This is a genomic window from Streptomyces sudanensis, from assembly GCF_023614315.1.
In the GTDB taxonomy this organism is placed as follows: Bacteria; Actinomycetota; Actinomycetes; order Streptomycetales; family Streptomycetaceae; genus Streptomyces; species Streptomyces sudanensis.
Map to the genome: position 1 here is coordinate 3,735,203 of NZ_CP095474.1, position 20,840 is coordinate 3,756,042.

15 protein-coding genes and 1 pseudogene are annotated in these 20,840 nt (G+C 75.2%); 6 read left to right on the forward strand and 10 right to left on the reverse strand.

Features of this window, described 5'->3' with window-relative positions; translation table 11 throughout:
* The first annotated feature begins 188 nt into the window (after nt 1-188).
* On the forward strand, nt 189-2,138 hold the full coding sequence (gene dxs / locus MW084_RS17200; RefSeq protein WP_010470493.1) for a 1-deoxy-D-xylulose-5-phosphate synthase: 1,950 nt from the start codon (nt 189-191) through the stop codon (nt 2,136-2,138).
* A 175-nt stretch (nt 2,139-2,313) separates the two neighbouring features.
* Entirely contained in the window at nt 2,314-3,837 is a 1,524-nt protein-coding gene (locus MW084_RS17205) for an amino acid permease (protein WP_010470494.1), read from the forward strand.
* Between the two features lie 8 nt (nt 3,838-3,845).
* Here the strand turns inward: MW084_RS17205 and MW084_RS17210 are convergent, their stop codons facing one another.
* The gene (locus MW084_RS17210; protein WP_029553492.1) at nt 3,846-4,223 is read right to left on the reverse strand and encodes a PIN domain-containing protein; all 378 of its coding nucleotides are present in this window, start codon (nt 4,221-4,223) and stop codon (nt 3,846-3,848) included.
* Between the two features lie 70 nt (nt 4,224-4,293).
* Here MW084_RS17210 and recQ point away from each other — a divergent pair, with 70 nt between their 5' ends.
* A complete protein-coding gene (gene recQ / locus MW084_RS17215) occupies nt 4,294-6,138 on the forward strand; it encodes a DNA helicase RecQ (RefSeq protein ID WP_010470496.1) in 1,845 nt (614 codons plus the stop codon).
* A gap of 228 nt (nt 6,139-6,366) precedes the next feature.
* Here the strand turns inward: recQ and MW084_RS17220 are convergent, their stop codons facing one another.
* The 6 genes and pseudogenes from MW084_RS17220 to MW084_RS17245 form a co-directional block, all read right to left on the reverse strand.
* A complete protein-coding gene (locus tag MW084_RS17220) occupies nt 6,367-8,496 on the reverse strand; it encodes a 3-hydroxyacyl-CoA dehydrogenase NAD-binding domain-containing protein (RefSeq protein WP_010470497.1) in 2,130 nt (709 codons plus the stop codon).
* On the reverse strand, nt 8,493-9,719 hold the full coding sequence (locus MW084_RS17225) for a thiolase family protein (RefSeq protein WP_010470498.1): 1,227 nt from the start codon (nt 9,717-9,719) through the stop codon (nt 8,493-8,495). Before MW084_RS17225 ends, MW084_RS17220 begins: the two co-directional genes overlap by 4 nt.
* A 567-nt stretch (nt 9,720-10,286) precedes the next feature.
* Nucleotides 10,287-10,863: ribonuclease D (locus tag MW084_RS17230; protein ID WP_275563668.1), on the reverse strand; the 577-nt coding region annotated here is incomplete at its 5' end.
* Between the two features lie 26 nt (nt 10,864-10,889).
* Nucleotides 10,890-11,588, reverse strand: a pseudogene (locus tag MW084_RS17235) (ribonuclease D); the annotation flags it as partial.
* A 74-nt stretch (nt 11,589-11,662) separates the two neighbouring features.
* Nucleotides 11,663-12,328 (reverse strand): response regulator transcription factor, encoded by a 666-nt coding sequence (locus MW084_RS17240; RefSeq protein WP_010470501.1) that lies wholly within the window; start codon nt 12,326-12,328, stop codon nt 11,663-11,665.
* Between the two features lie 191 nt (nt 12,329-12,519).
* On the reverse strand, nt 12,520-13,194 hold the full coding sequence (locus MW084_RS17245) for a DUF3000 domain-containing protein (protein ID WP_029553494.1): 675 nt from the start codon (nt 13,192-13,194) through the stop codon (nt 12,520-12,522).
* Between the two features lie 104 nt (nt 13,195-13,298).
* Here MW084_RS17245 and hemE point away from each other — a divergent pair, with 104 nt between their 5' ends.
* The gene (gene hemE, locus MW084_RS17250) at nt 13,299-14,363 is read left to right on the forward strand and encodes a uroporphyrinogen decarboxylase (protein ID WP_010470503.1); all 1,065 of its coding nucleotides are present in this window, start codon (nt 13,299-13,301) and stop codon (nt 14,361-14,363) included.
* 155 nt (nt 14,364-14,518) lie between these two features.
* Here the strand turns inward: hemE and MW084_RS17255 are convergent, their stop codons facing one another.
* Nucleotides 14,519-15,226: a DUF6882 domain-containing protein gene (locus MW084_RS17255; RefSeq protein WP_010470504.1), complete on the reverse strand. Its 708-nt coding sequence runs from the start codon at nt 15,224-15,226 to the stop codon at nt 14,519-14,521.
* Between the two features lie 62 nt (nt 15,227-15,288).
* Nucleotides 15,289-16,689 (reverse strand): FAD-dependent oxidoreductase, encoded by a 1,401-nt coding sequence (locus tag MW084_RS17260; protein ID WP_029553495.1) that lies wholly within the window; start codon nt 16,687-16,689, stop codon nt 15,289-15,291.
* Nucleotides 16,690-16,812: 123 nt separating this feature from the next.
* Here MW084_RS17260 and hemG point away from each other — a divergent pair, with 123 nt between their 5' ends.
* Nucleotides 16,813-18,240, forward strand: coding sequence for a protoporphyrinogen oxidase (gene hemG / locus MW084_RS17265; RefSeq protein ID WP_010470506.1), 1,428 nt, complete (start codon nt 16,813-16,815; stop codon nt 18,238-18,240).
* A 10-nt stretch (nt 18,241-18,250) separates the two neighbouring features.
* Nucleotides 18,251-18,964 carry a hydrogen peroxide-dependent heme synthase gene (gene hemQ, locus MW084_RS17270; protein WP_010470507.1) on the forward strand — a complete coding sequence of 238 codons (714 nt, stop codon included), beginning with the start codon at nt 18,251-18,253 and terminating at the stop codon, nt 18,962-18,964.
* 213 nt (nt 18,965-19,177) lie between these two features.
* Here the strand turns inward: hemQ and MW084_RS17275 are convergent, their stop codons facing one another.
* Nucleotides 19,178-20,638, reverse strand: coding sequence for a multinuclear nonheme iron-dependent oxidase (locus MW084_RS17275; protein WP_010470508.1), 1,461 nt, complete (start codon nt 20,636-20,638; stop codon nt 19,178-19,180).
* Between the last annotated feature and the right edge of the window lie 202 nt (nt 20,639-20,840).

Genomic DNA, 20,840 nt, shown 5'->3' on the forward strand with positions numbered 1-20,840 from the left:
GTNCNGCCCCGGACGTACCGCCCCGCCCGGGTGCACCGGCCCGGCCCGCGCCGTCCGCCGGTGTGATCGACTCGGCGCCCTCCGGGGCACGGCCCGATGCCCGCGGCACGGAACGGAACATTAGACTCGGCGGATCGGCACGCTCGACCGGCTCAACCTCGACCAGCCCAACACGCAAGGAGGCACGGGTGGCATTGCTGACCCGTATCAGGGGACCGCGCGACCTCGACCGGCTCTCCCCCGAGCAGCTCGACCGGCTGGCCTCGGAGATCCGCACCTTCCTCGTCGACGCGGTCTCCAAGACCGGCGGGCACCTCGGGCCGAACCTCGGCGTCGTGGAGCTGACCATCGCCCTGCACCGCGTCTTCGAGTCCCCGAAGGACAGGATCCTCTGGGACACCGGTCACCAGTCGTACGTGCACAAGCTGCTCACCGGCCGTCAGGACTTCTCCCGGCTGAAGATGAAGGGCGGCCTCTCCGGCTACCCGGCGCGCGCCGAGTCCGAGCACGACCTCATCGAGAACTCGCACGCCTCCACCGTCCTGGGCTGGGCGGACGGCCTGGCCAAGGCGAACGAACTGCTCGGCAGGGACGACCACGTGGTCGCCGTCATCGGCGACGGGGCCCTCACCGGCGGCATGGCCTGGGAGGCGCTCAACAACATCGCCGACGCCAAGGACCGCCCCCTCGTCATCGTCGTCAACGACAACGAGCGCTCCTACGCGCCCACCATCGGCGGCCTCGCCAACCACCTGGCGACCCTGCGCACCACCGACGGGTACGAGCGGTTCCTGGCCCGCACCAAGGACATCCTCGACCGCACCCCCGTGGTCGGGAAGCCGCTGTACGAGACGCTGCACGGCGCGAAGAAGGGCCTGAAGGACTTCATCGCCCCGCAGGGCCTCTTCGAGGACCTGGGCCTGAAGTACGTCGGCCCCATCGACGGCCACGACATCGCCGCCGTCGAGTCCGCCCTCCAGCGCGCCAAGCGGTTCAACGGCCCGGTGATCGTCCACTGCCTCACCGAGAAGGGCCGCGGCTACCAGCCCGCCCTCCAGGACGAGGCCGACCGCTTCCACGCGGTCGGGAAGATCCACCCGGACACAGGCCTGCCGATCGCCTCCTCCGGCGCCGACTGGACCTCCGTCTTCGCCGACGAGATGGTCGCTCTGGGCAAGGAGCGCGAGGACATCGTCGCCATCACCGCGGCGATGCTCCAGCCGGTCGGCCTCGACCGGTTCGCCAAGGAGTTCCCCGAGCGCGTGTACGACGTCGGCATCGCCGAGCAGCACGCCGCCGTCTCCGCGGCCGGGCTCGCCGCCGGCGGCCTCCACCCGGTCGTCGCCGTCTACGCGACCTTCCTCAACCGCGCCTTCGACCAGGTCCTCATGGACGTCGCCCTCCACGACTGCGGAGTGACGTTCGTCCTGGACCGGGCCGGTGTCACCGGCACCGACGGCGCCTCCCACAACGGCATGTGGGACATGTCGATCCTCCAGGTCGTCCCGAACCTGCGGATCGCCGCCCCCCGCGACGCCGACCAGGTCCGCGCCCAGCTCCGCGAAGCCGTCGCCGTGGAGGACGCCCCGACCGTCGTGCGGTACTCCAAGGGCGCGGTCGGCCCCGCCGTCGACGCGGTGGGCCGTGTCGGCGGCATGGACGTGCTGCGCGAGCCGGGCACCGACCGGCCGGACGTGCTGCTGGTGTCCGTCGGCGCGCTCGCCCCGATGTGCCTGGAGATCGCCGGCCTCCTCGACCGGCAGGGCATCTCCACCACCGTCGTCGACCCGCGCTGGGTCAAGCCCGTCGACGAGGCCATGGCGCCGCTCGCCGCCCGGCACCGCGTCGTCGTCACCGTCGAGGACAACGGCCGCGCCGGCGGCGTCGGCAGCGCCGTCGCCCAGGCGCTGCGCGACGCGGGCGTCGACGTGCCGCTGCGCGACTTCGGCATCCCGCAGCGGTTCCTCGACCACGCCTCCCGCGCGGAGATCCTCGCCGAGGTCGGGCTGACCGCCCCGGACATCGCCCGCCAGGTCACCGGCCTGGTGTCCAAGCTGGACGGCCTGCACCAGTCGCGGGTCGGCGCGGCCCGCGCCGCCGCGCCCGCCGAGAAGGCCGCGGAGCCGGCCCGCGACTGACGCCGGACGCCCGGCCCGCGCGGACCGGCCCCGGCCGGGTCCGGCGGGCCGCCGGTGGGCCGATGGGCCGGTGGGCCGGTGGGGGCACTCTGACCGGGTGGTCCCACCGGCCCATTCGTGTGATGAACACACCTGTGGGCGTGCGTGTCCCGGACCGCGCCCGGACCATGACGGGGTGAGCACACAGAGCGACCCGGCGGGGCGCCGGGACAGCGGACTGTTCCGCACCAAGACGGTCGAGCAGTCCATCCGGGACACCGAGGAGCCCGAGCACGGGCTGCGCCGGACGCTGTCCGCGCTCGACCTGACGGTCTTCGGCGTCGGCGTCATCATCGGCACCGGCATCTTCGTCCTCACGGGCAAGGTCGCCAAGGAGACCGCGGGCCCGGCCACCGCCCTCGCCTTCGTCGTCGCCGGCATCGTCTGCGCACTGGCCGCGCTCTGCTACGCCGAGTTCGCCTCGACCGTCCCGGTCGCCGGGTCGGCGTACACCTTCGCGTACGCCTCGCTGGGGGAGCTGGCCGCCTGGATCATCGGCTGGGACCTGGTGCTGGAGTTCGCGCTGGGCACGGCGGTCGTCGCGGTCGGCTGGTCCGGGTACGTGCGCTCCCTGCTCGACAACGTCGGCTGGAACCTGCCGCAGGCCCTGTCCGGGACGGACGAGGCGCAGGGCTTCGGCTTCGACCTGCTGGCGTTCCTGCTGATCCTGCTGCTCACCGGGGTCCTGGTGCTCGGCATGAAGTTGTCCGCCCGGCTCACCGCGATCGTCGTCGTCATCAAGGTCACGGTGGTCCTCGTCGTGATCGTCGCGGGCGCCTTCTTCGTCAAGGCCGCCAACTACCGGCCGTTCGTCCCCGACGCGCAGAAGCAGTCCGGCGGCAGCGGCCTCGACGCGCCGCTGGTGCAGCTCCTCTTCGGGTACGAGCCGACGAACTTCGGCGTCATGGGCATCTTCACCGCCGCGTCCATCGTCTTCTTCGCCTTCATCGGGTTCGACGTGGTCGCCACCGCCGCCGAGGAGACCCGCGTCCCGCAGCGGGACATGCCGCGCGGCATCCTCGGCTCGCTGCTCGTCTGCACCCTCCTGTACGTGGCCGTGTCGGTCGTCGTCACGGGCATGCAGCACTACAGCCGGCTGTCCGTCGACGCTCCCCTCGCCGACGCCTTCAAGGCGACCGGACATCCCTGGTACGCCGGGTTCATCAGCTTCGGCGCCTCCGTCGGCCTCATCACCGTCTGCATGATCCTGCTGCTCGGCCAGACCCGGGTGTTCTTCGCGATGAGCCGCGACGGCCTCCTGCCCCGATTCTTCTCCCGCACCCACCCGGTGTTCTCCACCCCGTACCGGGCGACCGTGCTGCTGGGCGTGCTGATCGCCGTCATCGCCGGGCTGACCAGCATCGGCGAGCTGGCGACACTGGTGAACATCGGGACGCTGTTCGCCTTCGTCGTCGTCGCCGCGGGCGTCGTCATCCTCCGCCGCACCCGCCCCGACCTGCCGCGGTCCTTCCGCGCGCCGCTGGTGCCGTGGCTGCCGGCCGCGTCGGTGGCCGCCTCGCTGTGGCTGATGCTGAACCTGCCCGCCGAGACGTGGCTGCGGTTCGCGGTGTGGATGGCGCTGGGCGGCGTCCTGTACTTCCTGTACGGCCGGAGCCACAGCCGCCTGGCCGGCGCCGACCGGAGCCCCGCCGGCCGCTGAACGGCCCCCTACCCGGGCCGCACCGCGCGGGGCCCGGCGCACTCGGCGCCGTGCTCGCCGACGCGGCGGCGCAGCTCCCGGTCGGCGGTGACCACCACGCAGCGCCGCCCCGCCGCCGCCCGCACGAGGTCCACGACCGCGTCGTCGCCCTCGCCCGGCGCGGCCACCACCCGCACGCCGTCCACGGGCGCCACGTCCCGCGCCCGGCCCTCCACGACCAGGACGACCTCCAGCGGGCCCGGCAGCAGCCCGGGCACCCCGTCCGCCGCGTAGCGGGCGAGGTGGTCCCGCAGCCGCTCGGCGGCGCCCCGGCGATCGCGCCACCAGCCGTCGGGCACCGAACCGACGACGTTCGCCGCGTCCACGACGAGCAGGGGAGAGGTCATGCCGTCCACGTTATCCACAGGGTGCGGCCGTATTCCTCCGGGTCGCCCCCGCCGCTCGTACCATGGCCCAATGACTTCCCCGCACGCACCCGACGCGGACCGGGCCCTCGCGGTCCTCGGCCGGGTCTTCGGCTACGACTCGTTCCGCGGACAGCAGCGGGAGATCATCGAACACGTCACGGGCGGCGGTGACGCGCTCGTCCTCATGCCGACCGGCGGCGGCAAGTCGCTGTGCTACCAGATCCCCGCGCTGGTCCGCCCCGGCGTCGGCGTGGTCGTCTCCCCGCTCATCGCGCTCATGCAGGACCAGGTCGACGCGCTGCGCGCCGCCGGGGTGCGCGCGGGCTTCCTCAACTCGACCCAGGACCTCGACGAACGCCGGCTGGTGGAGGCCGAGTTCCTCGCGGGGGAGCTGGACCTGCTGTACCTGGCGCCCGAGCGGCTGCGCGTCGAGTCGACGCTGCGGCTGCTGGAGCGCGGCACGATCGCGCTGTTCGCCATCGACGAGGCGCACTGCGTCGCCCAGTGGGGCCACGACTTCCGGCCGGACTACCTCCAGCTCTCCCAGCTCCACGAGCGCTGGCCCGACGTGCCGCGCATCGCCCTGACCGCCACCGCGACCCGGGCGACCCACGCCGAGATCGCCGCCCGGCTGAAGCTCCAGGACGCCCGGCACTTCGTCGACAGCTTCGACCGGCCCAACATCCAGTACCGCATCGTCCCGAAGAACGAGCCGCGCAAGCAGCTCCTCGCCCTGATCCGGGGGGAGCACGAGGGCGACGCGGGCATCGTCTACTGCCTGTCGCGCGCGTCCGTCGAGAAGACCGCCGCGTTTCTCGTGGAGCACGGCGTCGAGGCCGTCCCGTACCACGCGGGCCTCGACGCCCGCACCCGCGCCGAGAACCAGTCGCGGTTCCTCCGGGAGGACGGGCTGGTGGTGGTGGCGACCATCGCGTTCGGCATGGGCATCGACAAGCCGGACGTCCGGTTCGTCGCCCACCTGGACCTGCCGAAGTCCGTGGAGGGGTACTACCAGGAGACCGGCCGCGCCGGCCGCGACGGCCTGCCGTCCACGGCCTGGCTGGCCTACGGGCTGAACGACGTGGTGCAGCAGCGCCGCATGATCGACACCAGTGAGGGCGACGAGGAGCACCGCCGCCGGCTCGCCGCGCACCTCGACGCGATGCTGGCGCTGTGCGAGACCGCCGAGTGCCGCCGCGTCCGGCTGCTGGCCTACTTCGGCCAGGAGAGCGGCCCCTGCGGCAACTGCGACACCTGCCTGGAGCCGCCGAAGTCGTGGGACGGCACCGTCGCCGCCCAGAAGGCCCTGTCGACGGTCGTCCGGCTGAAGCGGGAGCGCAACCAGTCCTTCGGCGTCGGCCAGATCGTCGACATCCTCCTCGGCCGCAAGACCGACAAGGTCATCCGCTTCGACCACGACGCGCTCAGCGTCTTCGGGATCGGCACGGACCTGACGGAGGCCCAGTGGCGGGGCGTGGTGCGGCAGTTGCTCGCCCAGGGGCTCCTCGCCGTGCAGGGGGAGTACAACACCCTCGCCCTCACCGGCGAGTCCGCCGAGGTGCTGTCGGGCCGCCGCCAGGTGCTGATGCGCAGCGAGCCGGAGAAGCCCGCGCGCACCTCCGCGAAGTCCGGCGGCGGCAGGAAGAAGGCCGCGCCCGCCGACCTGCCGGAGGAGGCGCTGCCGGTCTTCGAGCGGCTGCGCGCCTGGCGGGCCGCCACGGCCAGGGAGCAGGGCGTCCCGGCGTACGTCGTCTTCCACGACGCGACGCTGCGGGAGATCGCCGCCGCCCCGCCCGCGACCCTCGCCGAGCTGGGCACCGTCAGCGGCGTCGGCGAGAACAAGCTCGCCAGGTACGGCCAGAGCCTCCTGGACGCCCTGGCCGAGGAGGACTGAGCCGACCCCGCGGGCCGTGCCGGCGCGGACCCGGATCGGCCACCGGAGGGGGGCCGCGCCGGGGCACGGCGCGGAGCCGGTGTGGACCGGCCGGACGGCGGGCCGGGCCGGACGTCGGACCGGCACCGGCACCGGCTCCGGCACCGGCTCCGGGAGCCGGGCCGGGAACGGCGGACGGGCCGTGCGGGAGGGGGTCCCGCACGGCCCGTCCGCCGCCCTACGCGGCGGTCACTCCGGGACGCTCGCGACGCCCCGCGGCAGGAACCGCCTGCCGTTCACGCGCTCCGACACGCCCTCGCGGTCCAGGTACGGCGTGATGCCGCCCAGGTGGAAGGGCCAGCCGGCGCCGGTGATCAGGCACAGGTCGACGTCCTGCGCCTCGGCGACCACGCCCTCCTCCAGCATCAGGCCGATCTCCTGCGCCACGGCGCCCAGGACGCGGTCGCGGACCTGCTCCTCGGTGAGGACGACGTCGCCCTGCTTCAGCAGCGCGGCGACCTCCGGGTCCAGCTCCGGCCGGCCCGAGTCGTGGACGTAGAAGCCGCGCTTGCCCGCCTCCACGACCGCCTTCAGGTTCGGGGACACCGTGAAGCGGTCCGGGAAGGCCCGGTTCAGGGTCTCCGACACGTGCAGGCCGATCGCGGGGCCGACCAGCTCCAGCAGGACCAGCGGCGACATCGGCAGGCCGAGCGGCTCGACCGCCCTCTCCGCCGTCTCGACCGGGGTGCCCTCGTCGATGACGTTCTGGATCTCGCCCATGAAGCGGGTCAGGATGCGGTTGACGACGAACGCCGGGGCGTCCTTCACCAGCACCGCGGTCTTCTTCAGCTTCCTGGCGACGGCGAAGGCCGTGGCCAGCGAGGCGTCGTCGGTGGCCTCACCGCGGACGATCTCCAGCAGCGGGAGGACCGCGACCGGGTTGAAGAAGTGGAAGCCGACCACGCGCTCCGGGTGCCGGAGCCCGGACGCCATCTCGGAGACCGACAGCGAGGAGGTGTTCGTGGCGAGGATCGCGTGCGCCGGGGCGACCGCCTCGACCTCCGCGAACACCTTCTGCTTGACGGACATCTCCTCGAACACGGCCTCGATGACGAAGTCCGCGTCGGCGAAGCCCTCGGCCTTGTCCAGGACGCCGGTCACCAGCCCCTTGAGGCGGTTGGCCTTGTCCTGGTTGACGCGGCCCTTGGCGAGCAGCTTGTCGATCTCGGCGTGGACGTAGCCCACGCCCCTGTCGACGCGCTCCCGGTCGACGTCGGTGAGGACGACCGGGACCTCCAGGCGGCGCACGAACAGCAGCGCCAGCTGCGAGGCCATCAGCCCGGCGCCGACGACGCCCACCTTGGTGACCGGGCGGGCCAGGCTCTTGTCCGGGGCGCCGACCGGGCGCTTGGCGCGCTTCTGCACCAGGTTGAAGGCGTAGACGCCGGCCCGCAGCTCGCCGCCCATGATCAGGTCGGCGAGGGCGTCGTCCTCCGCGTCGAAGCCCTTCTGCAGGTCGCCGTCCTTGGCCGCCTCGATGATGTCGAGCGCCCGGTACGCGGCCGGGGCGGCGCCGTGCACCTTGCCGTCGGCGATGGACCGGCCGCGGGCCACGGCGGCGTCCCACGCCTCGCCGCGGTCCACCTCGGGGCGCTCCACGGTGACGGTCCCGGTGAGGACCCCCGCCGTCCACAGCAGCGACTGCTCCAGGAAGTCCGCGCCCTCGAAGAGGGCGTCGGCGATGCCCAGGTCGAGGACCTGCGCGCCCTTGAGCTGCCTGTTCTGGTTGAGCGAGTTCTCGATGATCACCGAGACCGCGCGGTCCGCGCCGATGAGGTTCGGCAGGATCGTGCAGCCGCCCCAGCCCGGCACCAGGCCCAGGAACACCTCGGGCAGCGAGAAGGCCGGCACGGACTTCGACACGGTGCGGTACGTGCAGTGCAGGCCGACCTCGACGCCGCCGCCCATCGCCGCGCCGTTGTAGTACGCGAAGGTGGGGACGGCCAGGCCGGACAGCCGCCTGAAGACGTCGTGGCCGCCCTTGCCGATGGCCAGCGCGTCCTCGCGCCGCTTCAGCAGCTCGACGCCCTTGAGATCGGCGCCGACCGCGAAGATGAACGGCTTGCCGGTGAGGCCGACGCCGACGATCGCGCCTTCGGCGGCCTCCCGCTCGACCCGGTCGATCGCCGCGTCCAGGTTGGCGAGCGACTGCGGGCCGAACGTGGTCGGCTTGGTGTGGTCCAGGCCGTTGTCCAGCGTGATCAGCGCGAACCGGCCCGCGCCCAGCGGCAGGTCGAAGTGGCGCACGTGCGCGGTGGTGACGACCTCGTCCGGGAACAGCTCGGCCGCACCCTTCAGAAGCTCGGCGGTGGTGGTCACTTGCTGCCTCCGGCGTCCTCGTGGTTCGGGTTCTCCCAGATGACCGTGGCGCCCATGCCGAAGCCGACGCACATGGTCGTGATGCCGTAGCGGACCTCCGGCTGCTCCTCGAACTGCCGGGCCAGCTGCGTCATCAGGCGGACGCCGGAGGAGGCCAGCGGGTGGCCGAAGGCGATGGCGCCGCCGTACTGGTTGACGCGCGGATCGTCGTCGGCGATGCCGTAGTGGTCCAGGAACGCCAGGACCTGCACGGCGAACGCCTCGTTGATCTCGAACAGGCCGATGTCGCCGATGGACAGGCCGGCCTTGGCGAGGGCCTTCTCGGTCGCCGGGATCGGGCCGTAGCCCATGACCTCCGGCTCGACGCCGGCGAAGGCGTACGACACGAGGCGCATCCCGACCGGCAGGCCGTTCTCGCGGGCGAAGTCCTCGGAGGCGACGATCGACGCGGTGGCGCCGTCGTTGAGGCCCGCGGAGTTCCCGGCGGTGACCCGGCCGTGGGGGCGGAACGGCGTCTTCAGCTTGGCCAGGTTCTCCAGCGTGGTGCCAGGGCGCATCGGCTCGTCGGCGGTGACCAGGCCCCAGCCGGTCTCGCCGACGGCGGCGTCGGTGCGGCGCACCGAGATCGGCACCAGGTCCCGCTGGATCTTCCCGTCGGCGTACGCCTTGGCGGCCTTCTCCTGGGAGCGGACGGCGTACTCGTCGGCGCGCTCCTTGGTGAGGTGCGGGAACCGGTCGTGCAGGTTCTCCGCCGTCATGCCCATGAACAGGGCGGACTCGTCGACCAGCTTCTCCGAGACGAAGCGCGGGTTGGGGTCGGCGCCCTCGCCCATCGGGTGACGGCCCATGTGCTCGACACCGCCCGCGATGGCGACGTCGTACGCGCCGAAGGCGATGGAGCCGGCGGTCGTCGTCACGGCCGTCAGGGCGCCCGCGCACATCCGGTCGATGGCGTAGCCGGGAACCGACTGCGGCAGGCCGGCGAGGATGCCGGCCATGCGGCCGATGGTCAGGCCCTGGTCGCCGATCTGCGTGGTCGCCGCGACGGCGACCTCGTCGACCTTCCGCGGGTCGAGGCCGGGGTTGCGGCGCAGAAGCTCCCGGATGGCCTTCACGACGAGGTCGTCTGCGCGGGTCTCGTGGTAGACGCCCTTGGGGCCCGCCTTGCCGAACGGGGTGCGGACGCCGTCGACGAAGACGACGTCCCTGACGGTACGAGGCACGATGGCTCTCCTCCAGGGTGCGGGATGGCACTGCTGCGGCACACGCGGCTGAGCGCACGCTCACCACCCATGCTACTTACGGGTAACCAGACTGCACAGTACCCCTCCGGGGAGCGTCGAAGGTCACACGCGCCGAACGGGGCGTTCCGATCGGAAGCGCCGGTTCCGGCGCCGGCCCGGCTTCCCGACGCGCCGGGGCGCGGTCCGCCCGGTACGGGGCCGCCCGGAGCCGGTCCACCGGGGGCCGTCCGGAAACCGGGCATGCGCGCGGCACGGGCCGGTGGCCGGCAGGAGCGGGCGAAGCCGGTCCGGCGCGCACCCGGCAGCCGTCAGGCCGCCGGTATTGCGGCGGGCCCGCCGGGGGCGGGCGGGTGCGCGGAAAGCCGCGGCGCACTGCCCGGACGCCGGGTCGCCCCAGGCGGACCGGGCGGTGGCGGCGGAGCCCGGCGGCGCGCCCACCGGGACGGAGGACCCCGGACACCCGGCCGCCGCCTCCGGGTGCCGCCGGCCGGGTGGGCGCACGCCGCCCTCCTCCCGGGCGGCATCCGGGGCGAGGGCGGCGGCGGGTCAGGCCGGGGCCGTCCGCAGGGCGGCGACCAGGGCAGGGGTCACCTGCTCGATCTGCCAGGGGCGGGCGCCGTGGCCCGCCAGCGCCTGCGCCACCGACTCCGCGGTCGGGTCGCCGGGGGGCTCCCAGCAGACGCGGCGGACCGTGTCGGGGGTGATCAGGTTCTCCTGCGGCAGGTTCAGCGACTCCGCCAGCGCCGAGATCGCCGTGCGCGCCGCCGACAGCCGGGCTGCGGCCACCGGGTCCTTGTCCGCCCAGGCCCGGGGCGGGGGCGGGCCGGTCACGGGCTGGCCGGGCTGCGGGAGCTGCGCGTCCGGCAGCTGCCTGGCGCGGTCGACGGCGGCCTGCCACTGCTCGAGCTGCCGGCGCCCCATGCGCGTCCCGAAGCCGGACAGCGCGGTCAGCGCCTGCACGTCCGCCGGCAGGGCGAGCGCGGCCTCGACGATCGCCGCGTCGCTGAGCACCTTGCCGGGCGACACGTCGCGGCGCTGCGCGATCCTGTCCCGGACGGTCCACAGCTCCCGTACCACGGCCAGCTGGCGGCGCCGGCGCACCTTGTGCATCCCGGACGTGCGGNNNCGCCAGGGGTCCTTGCGGGGCGNCGGGGGAGGGGCGGCGGCGATCGCGGCGAACTCCTGGCGGGCCCACTCCAGCTTGCCCTGCCGGTCGAGCTCCTTCTCCAGCGCGTCCCGCAGGTCGACGAGGAGCTCGACGTCGAGCGCGGCGTACCGGAGCCACGGCTCGGGCAGCGGACGGGTCGACCAGTCCACCGCCGAGTGGCCCTTCTCCAGTACGTAGCCGAGGACGGACTCGACCATCGCGCCGAGCCCGACGCGGGGGAAGCCCGCGAGGCGGCCGGCCAGCTCCGTGTCGAACAGCTCCGACGGCACCATGCCTATCTCCCGCAGGCACGGCAGGTCCTGCGTGGCGGCGTGCAGGATCCACTCCGTGCCGTCGAGGGCCCCGCTCAGCGCGGACAGGTCGGGGCAGCCGACCGGGTCGATCAGCGCCGTGCCCGCGCCCTCGCGGCGCAGCTGCACCAGGTAGGCCCGCTGCCCGTAGCGGTAGCCGGAGGCCCGCTCGGCGTCGACGGCCACCGGGCCCCTGCCGGCGGCGAACGCCTCGACCACGCGCGCCAGCGCCTCGGCGTCGGCCACGACGGGAGGAACCCCTTCGCGGGGCTCCAGCAGGGGGACGGGCGCCGGGGAGGCGGCCCCGTCGGCTGCGACGCCGTCGTCCGGAGGGCCGCCCCCGGTGGTTCGCAGTGGTGTCTTCGCTGCGGTGTCTTGGGCGTCGGTCACCTGTCAAGAGTATCGGTGAACGGACCCCGCCCGCCGACGGAACGTTCCGTCGACGGGCGGCGGGGCGGGGCGGTTCAGTGGATGATGCCGGTGCGCAGCGCGACCGCGACCATGCCCGCCCGGTCGCCGGTGCCCAGCTTGCGGGCGATCCGGGCCAGGTGGGACTTGACGGTCAGGGCGGACAGCCCCATGGAGACGCCGATGGCCTTGTTCGACTGCCCCTCCGCCACCAGCCGGAGGACCTCGACCTCGCGGCCCGACAGCTCGCGGTAGCCGCCCGGGTGGCTCGGGGCACCCGGGTGGCGGCGGTGGTGGAAGCGGGCCGCCGCGGCGCCGATCGGGGCGGCGCCCGGCCGGATCGGGTGGCCGATGTTGGTACGGGTGCCGGTGACGACGTAGCCCTTGACGCCGCCGGCGAGCGCGTTGCGCACCGCGCCGATGTCGTCGGCGGCGGACAGGGCCAGGCCGTTGGGCCAGCCGGCGGCGCGGGTCTCCGACAGGAGGGTGAGGCCGGAGCCGTCGGGCAGGTGGACGTCGGCGACGCAGATATCGCGCGGGTTGCCGATACGGGGACGGGCCTCCGCGATGGACGACGCCTCGATCACGTCGCGCACTCCGAGCGCCCACAGGTGGCGGGTCACGGTGGAGCGGACGCGCGGGTCGGCCACGACGACCATGGCCGTCGGTTTGTTCGGGCGGTAGGCGACCAGGCTTGCGGGCTGCTCGAGGAGAACGGACACCAGGCCTCCTGGGAGGGTGCGGGACACTGCCGGCTCAGGGAAGTGGCCGGGGCGGACCGTGCAGATAAGGTCACAGACCTCTTCGGCAGCAATCGCGTGCTCCTTTAGGAGGAGATCACGGATATTCTGTAACAATTGGGGCAATTCGGACAGCCGAGCGAAGGGGGCCGCCGAGCGGAGGGGGCGGGCGGTCACGGACGGTGCGGCCCGCGCCGCTGCGGCAGCGGCACCACCCCCGCCCCGCCCTCCTCCCGCGGCCCGGGCCCGGACGGCGGCAGCCCCGCCACCTGGCACAGCAGGTCGCCCCAGGCCGCCAGGTGCGCCCCGGTGTCCGGCACCCCGCCCCGTCCCGCCTCCGGCGTCCAGGACGCCCGGATCTCGATCTGCGTCACGGCCGGCCGCTGCGCCAGTCCGCCGAAGTGGTACGACCCCGCCCGCGTGACCGTCCCGCTCGCCTCCGCGTACGGCAGGCCCCGCGCACCCAGCGCGCCCGTCAGCCAGGACCAGCACACCTCCGGCAGCAGCGGATCCGCCGCCATCTCCGGCTCCAGCTCCGCCCGCACCAGCGTGACCAGCCGGAACGCCCCCCGCCACGCCTCGTGGCCCGCCGGGTCGTACAGCAGGACCAGCCGGCCGTCCGCGAGGGCGTCGCCGTCCTCCGCGGCGGTCGCCTCCAGCGCGTACGCCCACGGGGCGAGCCGCCGGGGCGGCGGCACCGGCGCCAGCTCGATCTCCGGGCGGACGCGTGCCGCGCGCAGCGCGTCGACCGCGACCCGGAAAGCGGGCGGCACGAGGCCCCCCTCCCCGCCGCCCCTGCCCTCGGTGCCGTCGGAGTGGTCGGGGAACTGTTCCTGAGCCGCAGCCATGCGGGGAAGAGTAGGCGGAACGGGGGCCGTACGCGGGGAGGGACACCCGCACCGCGCCGCCCGCCCCGCGTGGCCGCGCGTGCGCACGTGCGAAGATGCGGACCGTGAGTGCCAACACCCGCCCCCCGGGCCCCCCGACGCAGACGTACGACTCCGCCTTCCTCAAGGCGTGCCGCCGAGAACCGGTGCCGCACACGCCGGTGTGGTTCATGCGCCAGGCGGGGCGCTCACTCCCCGAGTACCGGTCGGTCCGCGAGGGCGTCCCCATGCTGGAGTCCTGCATGCGGCCCGACCTGGTCGCCGAGATCACGCTCCAGCCCGTGCGGCGCCACGGGGTCGACGCGGCGATCTACTTCAGCGACATCGTCGTCCCCCTCAAGGCCATCGGCGTCGACCTCGACATCAAGCCGGGCGTCGGCCCCGTCGTCGCCGAGCCGATCCGCCGCCGCGAGGACCTGGCGCGGCTGCGCGACCTGACCCCCGACGACGTCGCGTACGTCACCGAGGCCATCGGCACGCTCACCGGCGAGCTGGGCGCCACCCCGCTGATCGGCTTCGCGGGCGCGCCCTTCACCCTCGCGAGCTACCTCGTCGAGGGCGGCCCGTCGCGCAACCACGAGCACACCAAGGCCCTCATGTACGGGGACCCCGGGCTCTGGGCCGACCTGCTCGACCGGCTCGCCGACATCACCGCGGCGTTCCTGCGGGTCCAGATCGAGGCCGGCGCCTCCGCCGTGCAGCTGTTCGACTCCTGGGTCGGCGCGATCGCCCCGGACGACTACCGCCGCCGCGTCATGCCCGCCTCGTCGAAGGTCTTCGACGCCGTCGCCGGGTACGGCGTACCGCGCATCCACTTCGGCGTCGGCACGGGCGAGCTGCTCGGCCTCATGGGGGAGGCGGGCGCGGACGTGGTCGGCGTCGACTGGCGCGTCCCGCTCGACGAGGCCGCCCGCCGCGTCGGCCCCGGCAGGGCGCTCCAGGGCAACCTCGACCCCGCCGTCCTGTTCGCCCCGCGCGAGGCCGTCGAGGAGCAGACGCGCCGCGTCCTGGACGCCGCCTCGGGGCTGGAGGGCCACGTCTTCAACCTCGGCCACGGCGTGCTGCCCACCACGGACCCCGACGCGCTGACGCGCCTCGTCGAGCACGTCCACACGCTGACCGCGCGCTGACCGCCGGGCGGCCCGCGCCCGGACCGGCCCCCGGGCGGCCCGCTCCCGGACCGGCCGGAGCGGGCCCGTCCCGGGGAGGGGGGCCGACCGGTCCGGGAACCCGGCGGCGCACCGGCGCCCGGTCACCGCGAGGGCGCCGGGGGCGCCGCCGGGCGTCAGGCCGGCCGCGGACCCGGGGCGGCCACGTTCACCCGCGTGATGCGGCCCGCCCCGTCGAACGCCACCTCCACCGACGAGCCGTCCGCCAGGTCGGCCCGCAGCCCGCCGTCCCCGTCCGCGCGGGCCGCCAGGCCGTGCCGGGCGAAGCAGCCCGCCACCACGGCCCGCGGTCGCGCCTCGGGCACCGGCCCCACGGCGGTCAGCAGCACCCGGGGCAGCGTCACCGGGTCCGGGCCCGCCACCGGCACCGCCGGATCGTCGGACACCAGGTACGCGCGTGAACCCGGCCCCGCCACCACGCCGACGTAGCCGGCCGCGCCCAGTACGCCCATGGCGCCGAACGCCAGCCGCTCCACCGCCGTGCGCGGGTCGCCGAACCCGGCCAGGGAGGCCGGCTCCTCCGCGAACTCCGGCACGCCCCGCTCCTCGCCGAACCGGCGCAGCACCTCGGCCGCCGCCGCCACGGGCGTCCCCGCGAAGCCCGGGTCGGCCCACGCCCACAGCCACGAGCCGTCCGACTCGTCGTACGAACCGAGCAGGCCCACCCGCAGGTCGAGGCCGCCCTGCCGGTACACGCACGCGCTCAGGTCGGCCGTCCACGGCCCGGACGGCAGGTGGCCGGTGAACACCTCCACCTGCTCCATGGCCCACGCGGCGTGCGGCTCCGTCGCCCGGACGAAGCCCTCGCCGAAAGAAACGATCATGGACCGACCCCAAGGGCGCACCCCGCCGGGCGTCGAACGCCCCCACGCCCCGGGCGGCCCGGTCAGCCCGCCTCCCGCACCGCGGAGACCGCCTTGCGGGCCGCGACCTGCACCGGGTCCCACACGGGGGAGAACGGCGGCGCGTACCCCAGGTCCAGCGCGGCGACCCGCTCCACGGTCATGCCCGCCGTCAGGGCGACCGCCGCGACGTCCACGCGCTTGCCCGCGCCCTCCCGGCCGACGATCTGCGTGCCCAGGAGCCGTCCCGTCCGCCGCTCGGCGATCATCTTCACCGTCATCGGCGCCGCCCCCGGGTAGTACCCCGCCCGGCTCGTCGACTCGACCGTCACCGCCACGTACCGCAGACCGGCCTCGCGGGCGTCCCGCTCGCGCAGGCCCGTGCGGGCGATCTCCAGCGAGCAGACCTTGCTGACGGCGGTGCCCACCACGCCGGGGAACGTGGCGTAGCCGCCCGCCGCGTTCGCCCCGACGACCTGGCCGTGCTTGTTGGCGTGGGTGCCCAGCGGGACGTACCGCTCCCGGCCGGACACCAGGTCCAGCACCTCGACGCAGTCGCCGCCCGCCCACACCTCCTCCCGCCCGCGCACCCGCATCGCCAGGTCGGTGAGCAGCCCGCCGTACGCGCCGAGCGGCAGGCCCGCGGCCCGGGCCAGCGTGGTCTCCGGCTCCACGCCGACGCCGAGGACCACCACGTCGGCCGGGTACTCCACGCCCCCGGCGACCACGGCGCGCACGTCCCCGCCGGGCCCGGTCGGCACCTCGGTCACCTCGGCGCCGCCGACGACGGTGACGCCCATCGCCTCCATCGCCTCGCGCACCAGCCGCCCCATGTCCGGGTCGAGGGTCGCCATCGGCTCCTCGCCCCGGTTCACGACGGTCACCTCGTAGCCCCGCTTCAGCAGCGCCTCGGCCATCTCCACGCCGATGTACCCGGCGCCCACGACGACGGCCCGCCGCCCCGGCGTCCCCTCCAGCCGGTCGAGGAGCGCCTGCCCGTCGTCGAGCGTCTGCACGCCGTGCACGCCCGGCGCGTCGATGCCCGGCAGCGGCGGGCGCACCGGGCGCGCCCCGGTCGCCAGGACCAGCCGGTCGTACCCGGTCCACGACTCGGCGCCCGACTCCAGGTCGCGGACGCGCACCCGGCCGCGGTCGAGGTCGAGCTCGGTGACCTCGGTGCGGAGCCGCACGTCGATGTCCCGCTCCCGGTGCTCCTCCGGCGTCCGCGCGACGAGCCGGTCCCGGTCGGTGACGTCGCCGCCGACCCAGTACGGGATGCCGCACGCCGAGTACGACGTGAAGCGGCCCCGCTCGAACGCCACGATCTCCAGTTCGTCCGGCCCCTTCAGGCGGCGGGCCTGCGACGCGGCGGACATCCCCGCCGCGTCGCCGCCGACCACCACCAGCCGCTGCCGTCCCGTGCCCCGCCGTGTCCCTCGTTCCATGGGGGACACGCTACGGCGCGCGCCGGTGCGCCGGGCCCGCCCCTCCTCCGGGGCCGGCGGCCGGGGCCGTACGCGGAAGGGCCACGTTCGGGGCGCGGTGCGGGATTTGAGACAGTGGTGCCCATGAGCACGGACAACGTGGACCCGGCCCGCGGGCGGGTCGTCGTCATCGGCGGCGGCATGGCCGGACTCGCTGCCGCGCACCGCCTGCTCGGCGCGGGCCGGAGCGTGGTCCTGCTGGAGGCCGCCGACCGGGTCGGCGGCAAGCTCCGCGCGGGCGAGGTCGCCGGGGTCCCCGTCGACCTGGGCGCCGAGTCGCTCCTCGCCCGCCGCCCCGAGGCCGTCGGACTCGCCCGCGCGGTGGGCCTCGGCGGCGACCTCCGGCCGCCCGCCACGGCCGCGGCCTCCGTCTGGACCCGCGGCGCACTGCGCCCCATGCCGAAGGGGCACGTCATGGGCGTCCCCGGCGACCCGCGCGCCCTGGCCGGCCTGCTGTCCGACGAGGGCCTGCGCGCCGTCGAACGGGACCGCGCCCTGCCGCCCGCCGACATCGGCGACGACGTCGCCATCGGCGCGTACGTGGCCGGGCGGATGGGCCGCGAGGTCGTCGACCGGCTCGTCGAGCCCCTCCTCGGCGGGGTGTACGCGGGCGACGCGTACCGGATCTCCATGAAGGCCGCCGTACCGAAGCTGTTCGAGGCCGTCCGCCGCCACCCGACGCTCACCGACGCCGTCCGGGCCGTGCAGGACGCCGCCGCCCGGGCCCCCGCCGGGCCCGTGTTCGCGGGCATCGCCGGCGGCGTCGGCCGGCTGCCGCTCGCCGTCGCCGGGGCGATCCGGGCCGCGGGCGGCGAGATCCGCACCGGCGCCCCCGTGGAGGCCCTGGTCCGGCGCCCCGACGGCTGGGAGGTCCGCACCGCCCGCGAGGCCCTCCGCGCCGCCGCGGTGGTCGTCGCGGTGCCGGCCCCGGCCGCCGCCGCGCTGCTCGCCGCCGAGTGCCCGGCCGCCGCCGCCGAACTCGCCGCGATCGAGTACGCCTCGATGGCCCTGGTCACGCTCGCCTTCCGGCGCGCCGACACGGCGTCGCTGCCCGCCGGGTCCGGTTTCCTCGTACCGCCCGTCGACGGCCGCACGATCAAGGCGTCCACGTTCTCCGGCCGCAAGTGGGGCTGGGTCGACGAGGGCTCCGGCGACCTGTTCGTCCTGCGCACCTCCGTCGGCCGGTACGGCGAGGAGGAGCACCTCGGCCGGGACGACGCCGACCTCGTCGCGGCCTCCCTGCGCGACCTCGGCGACGCCGTGGGCCTCGCCGCGAAGCCCGTCGCGAGCGAGGTGACCCGCTGGACCGGCGGCCTGCCGCAGTACCCGGTGGGCCACCCGGCGCGCGTCGCCCGCGTCCGCGCCGCCGTCGCCGCCCTGCCCGCGCTGCGGGTGTGCGGCGCGGCGTACGACGGCGTCTGCGTCCCCGCGGTCGTGGCGGACGGGTGGCGGGCGGCGGACGGGATCCTCGCCGCGCCGACCCCGGCACCGAGCACGCGGGACGGCGGGTGAGAATAGCCGTATGAGTGCGCCCGAGAAGATCCCGAACGCCGGCAAGAAGGCGAAGGACCTCAACGAGGTCATCCGCTACACCCTGTGGTCCGTCTTCAGGCTGCGCGAGGCCCTGCCGCAGGACCGCGCCGGCTACGCCGAGGAGGTCCAGGAGCTGTTCGACCGGCTCGCGGACCAGGACGTCACGATCCGCGGCACCTACGACCTGTCCGGTCTGCGCGCCGACGCCGACGTGATGATCTGGTGGCACGCCGAGACCTCCGACCGGCTCCAGGAGGCGTACAACCTCTTCCGCCGCACCCGGCTCGGCCGCGCGCTGGAACCGGTGTGGTCGAACATGGCGCTGCACCGCCCCGCCGAGTTCAACAAGTCGCACATCCCGGCCTTCCTCGCGGACGAGACGCCGCGCGACTACGTGAGCGTCTACCCCTTCGTGCGCTCCTACGACTGGTACCTGCTGCCCGACGAGGACCGCCGCCGCATGCTCGCCGACCACGGCAAGATGGCCCGCGGCTTCCCCGACGTCCGCGCCAACACGGTCGCGTCGTTCTCGCTCGGCGACTACGAGTGGATCCTCGCGTTCGAGGCGGACGAGCTGTACCGCATCGTGGACCTCATGCGGCACCTGCGCGCCAGCGAGGCCCGCAGGCACGTCCGCGAGGAGGTCCCCTTCTTCACGGGCCGCCGCAAGGACGTGGCGGACCTGGTGGCCGGACTGGCCTGACGACCTGGCGGCGCCGGACACCACCGGCCGCCGCCCGTCGACCCGGAAGATCAGACGGCGGACGCGACCCGTCCGCCGCTCCAGCGACACCGGGTCCGGCTCCGGATGCGGCGCGCGGGGATCCCCCGCGCGCCGCACCGGTGTCATCCCGTCGGCGGTACCGGCGTCACCCTGCCGGAGGTGCGGGCGTCGTCCCGCCGGAGGGTACGGGCGTCACCGCGCCAGCGCGGCGCGCACCGCGTGCACCAGCCGCAGCGCCCGGCCCGGCGGGCGCGGGCCCGAACGCTCCGCCCACCACCGGTACAGCCCCCGCCGGGCGCGCCCGTCGGCGGGCCGGCCCGAGTCGAGCAGGTGCCGGGCGAAGGCCAGGGCGTCCTGCCGGTACCCGCCCGGCATCGGCCGGGTCCGCGCGTACGCGGCGAACGCCTCCCGGTAGCCGTCCCCGAGCAGCTCCGGCAGTTCGGGCGCCAGCCTCGCGACGACCGCCGCCCGCTTCCGGGCCAGCGCCAGGCGCTGCGTCCGCAACCGCGCCCCGTCGAAGCCCCCCGGTACGGGCGTCCCCGCGACGAGCGCCGACAGCAGGGCGGCCTGGGCGAGCCCCAGCCGCTCCCGCGCGCCCCCGGACGCCGCCGGACCGGTTTCGGGCCGCGTCCCCGCCGGGCCGGTTTCGGGCCGCGCTCCGGGCGGGTCCGCCTCCGGCCGTGTCTCCGGCGGGCTCACCTCCGGCGGGTCCGCCTCCGGCCGTGTCTCCGCCGGGCTCACCTTCGCCGGGTTCGCCTCCGGCCGTGTCTCCGCCGGGCTCACCTCCGGCGGGTCCGCCTCCGGCCGCTTACCCGCCGGGTTCCGCGCCGCCGTCGTCCCGGCGGCCCGTTCCCGGATCGCGGCCAGTTCCGCCGCGAGCACGTCCTCCGGCGGGAAGTCGTCGTCGCGCTCCAGCAGCACCCCGGGCGGCGCCGCCCGCGCCGCCAGCTCCGACAGCAGGTCGAGGACCTGCGGCGGTACGGGATGGGCGTGCGTGTCGTGCCACACCCCGTCCCGCTCCACACCGCCCGCCACGTGCACGTACGCGATCACCCCGGCGGGCAGCGCGGCGAGGGCCTCGACGGGGTCGTCGCCGCGGTTGAACCGGTTGGTGTGGAGGTTCGCCACGTCCACCAGGAGCCGCACACCGGTGCGCTCGACCAGCTCCGCCAGGAACCGGCCCTCCGTCAGTTCGTCGTCGGGCCAGGCGAACAGCGCCGCCACGTTCTCCAGCACCAGCGGCACGGGCAGCGCGTCCTGCGCGATGCGGACGTTCTCGCACAGCACGTCCAGCGCCTCCCGCGTACGGGGCACCGGCAGCAGGTGCCCGGCCTCCAGCGCGGGCGACGCGGTGAGCGGCCCCCCGGCCCGTACGAACGCGATGTGCTCGCTCACCAGCGGCGCGCCCAGCGCGGTCGCGGTCGCGGCGAGCCGGGCCAGGCGCGCCCCGTCGGGCCGGGCGGCACCGCCGAGGCCGAGGGAGACGCCGTGCGGGACGACGGTGACGCCCCGCTCGCGCAGCCGGACGAGGGAGGAGGGGAGGCGGTCGGCGCGCACGTTCTCCGCGACGACCTCCACCCAGTCGACGCCCGGCAGCCGCTCCACCACGTCCGCGATCTCCGGCCGCCAGCCGATGCCCGTGCCCAGTTCCACCGTCTTCCCCTCCTCCGTACCGCCTGGAGGGGTCATGGCCCCGCCACTGGGTGCCGAATCCCGAAGTCCCGTTTCCAGAGCTTCGTCTGAGCTTCCGGCCTCCGGGCCTTCCGGCCTTCGAGTCTTCGGGCCTTCGGGTCCCGCGCGCCTCGGCAGGGGCGTTCAGGCGGAGGGGCGGGAACCGGAGGACGGGGAGTCGGGG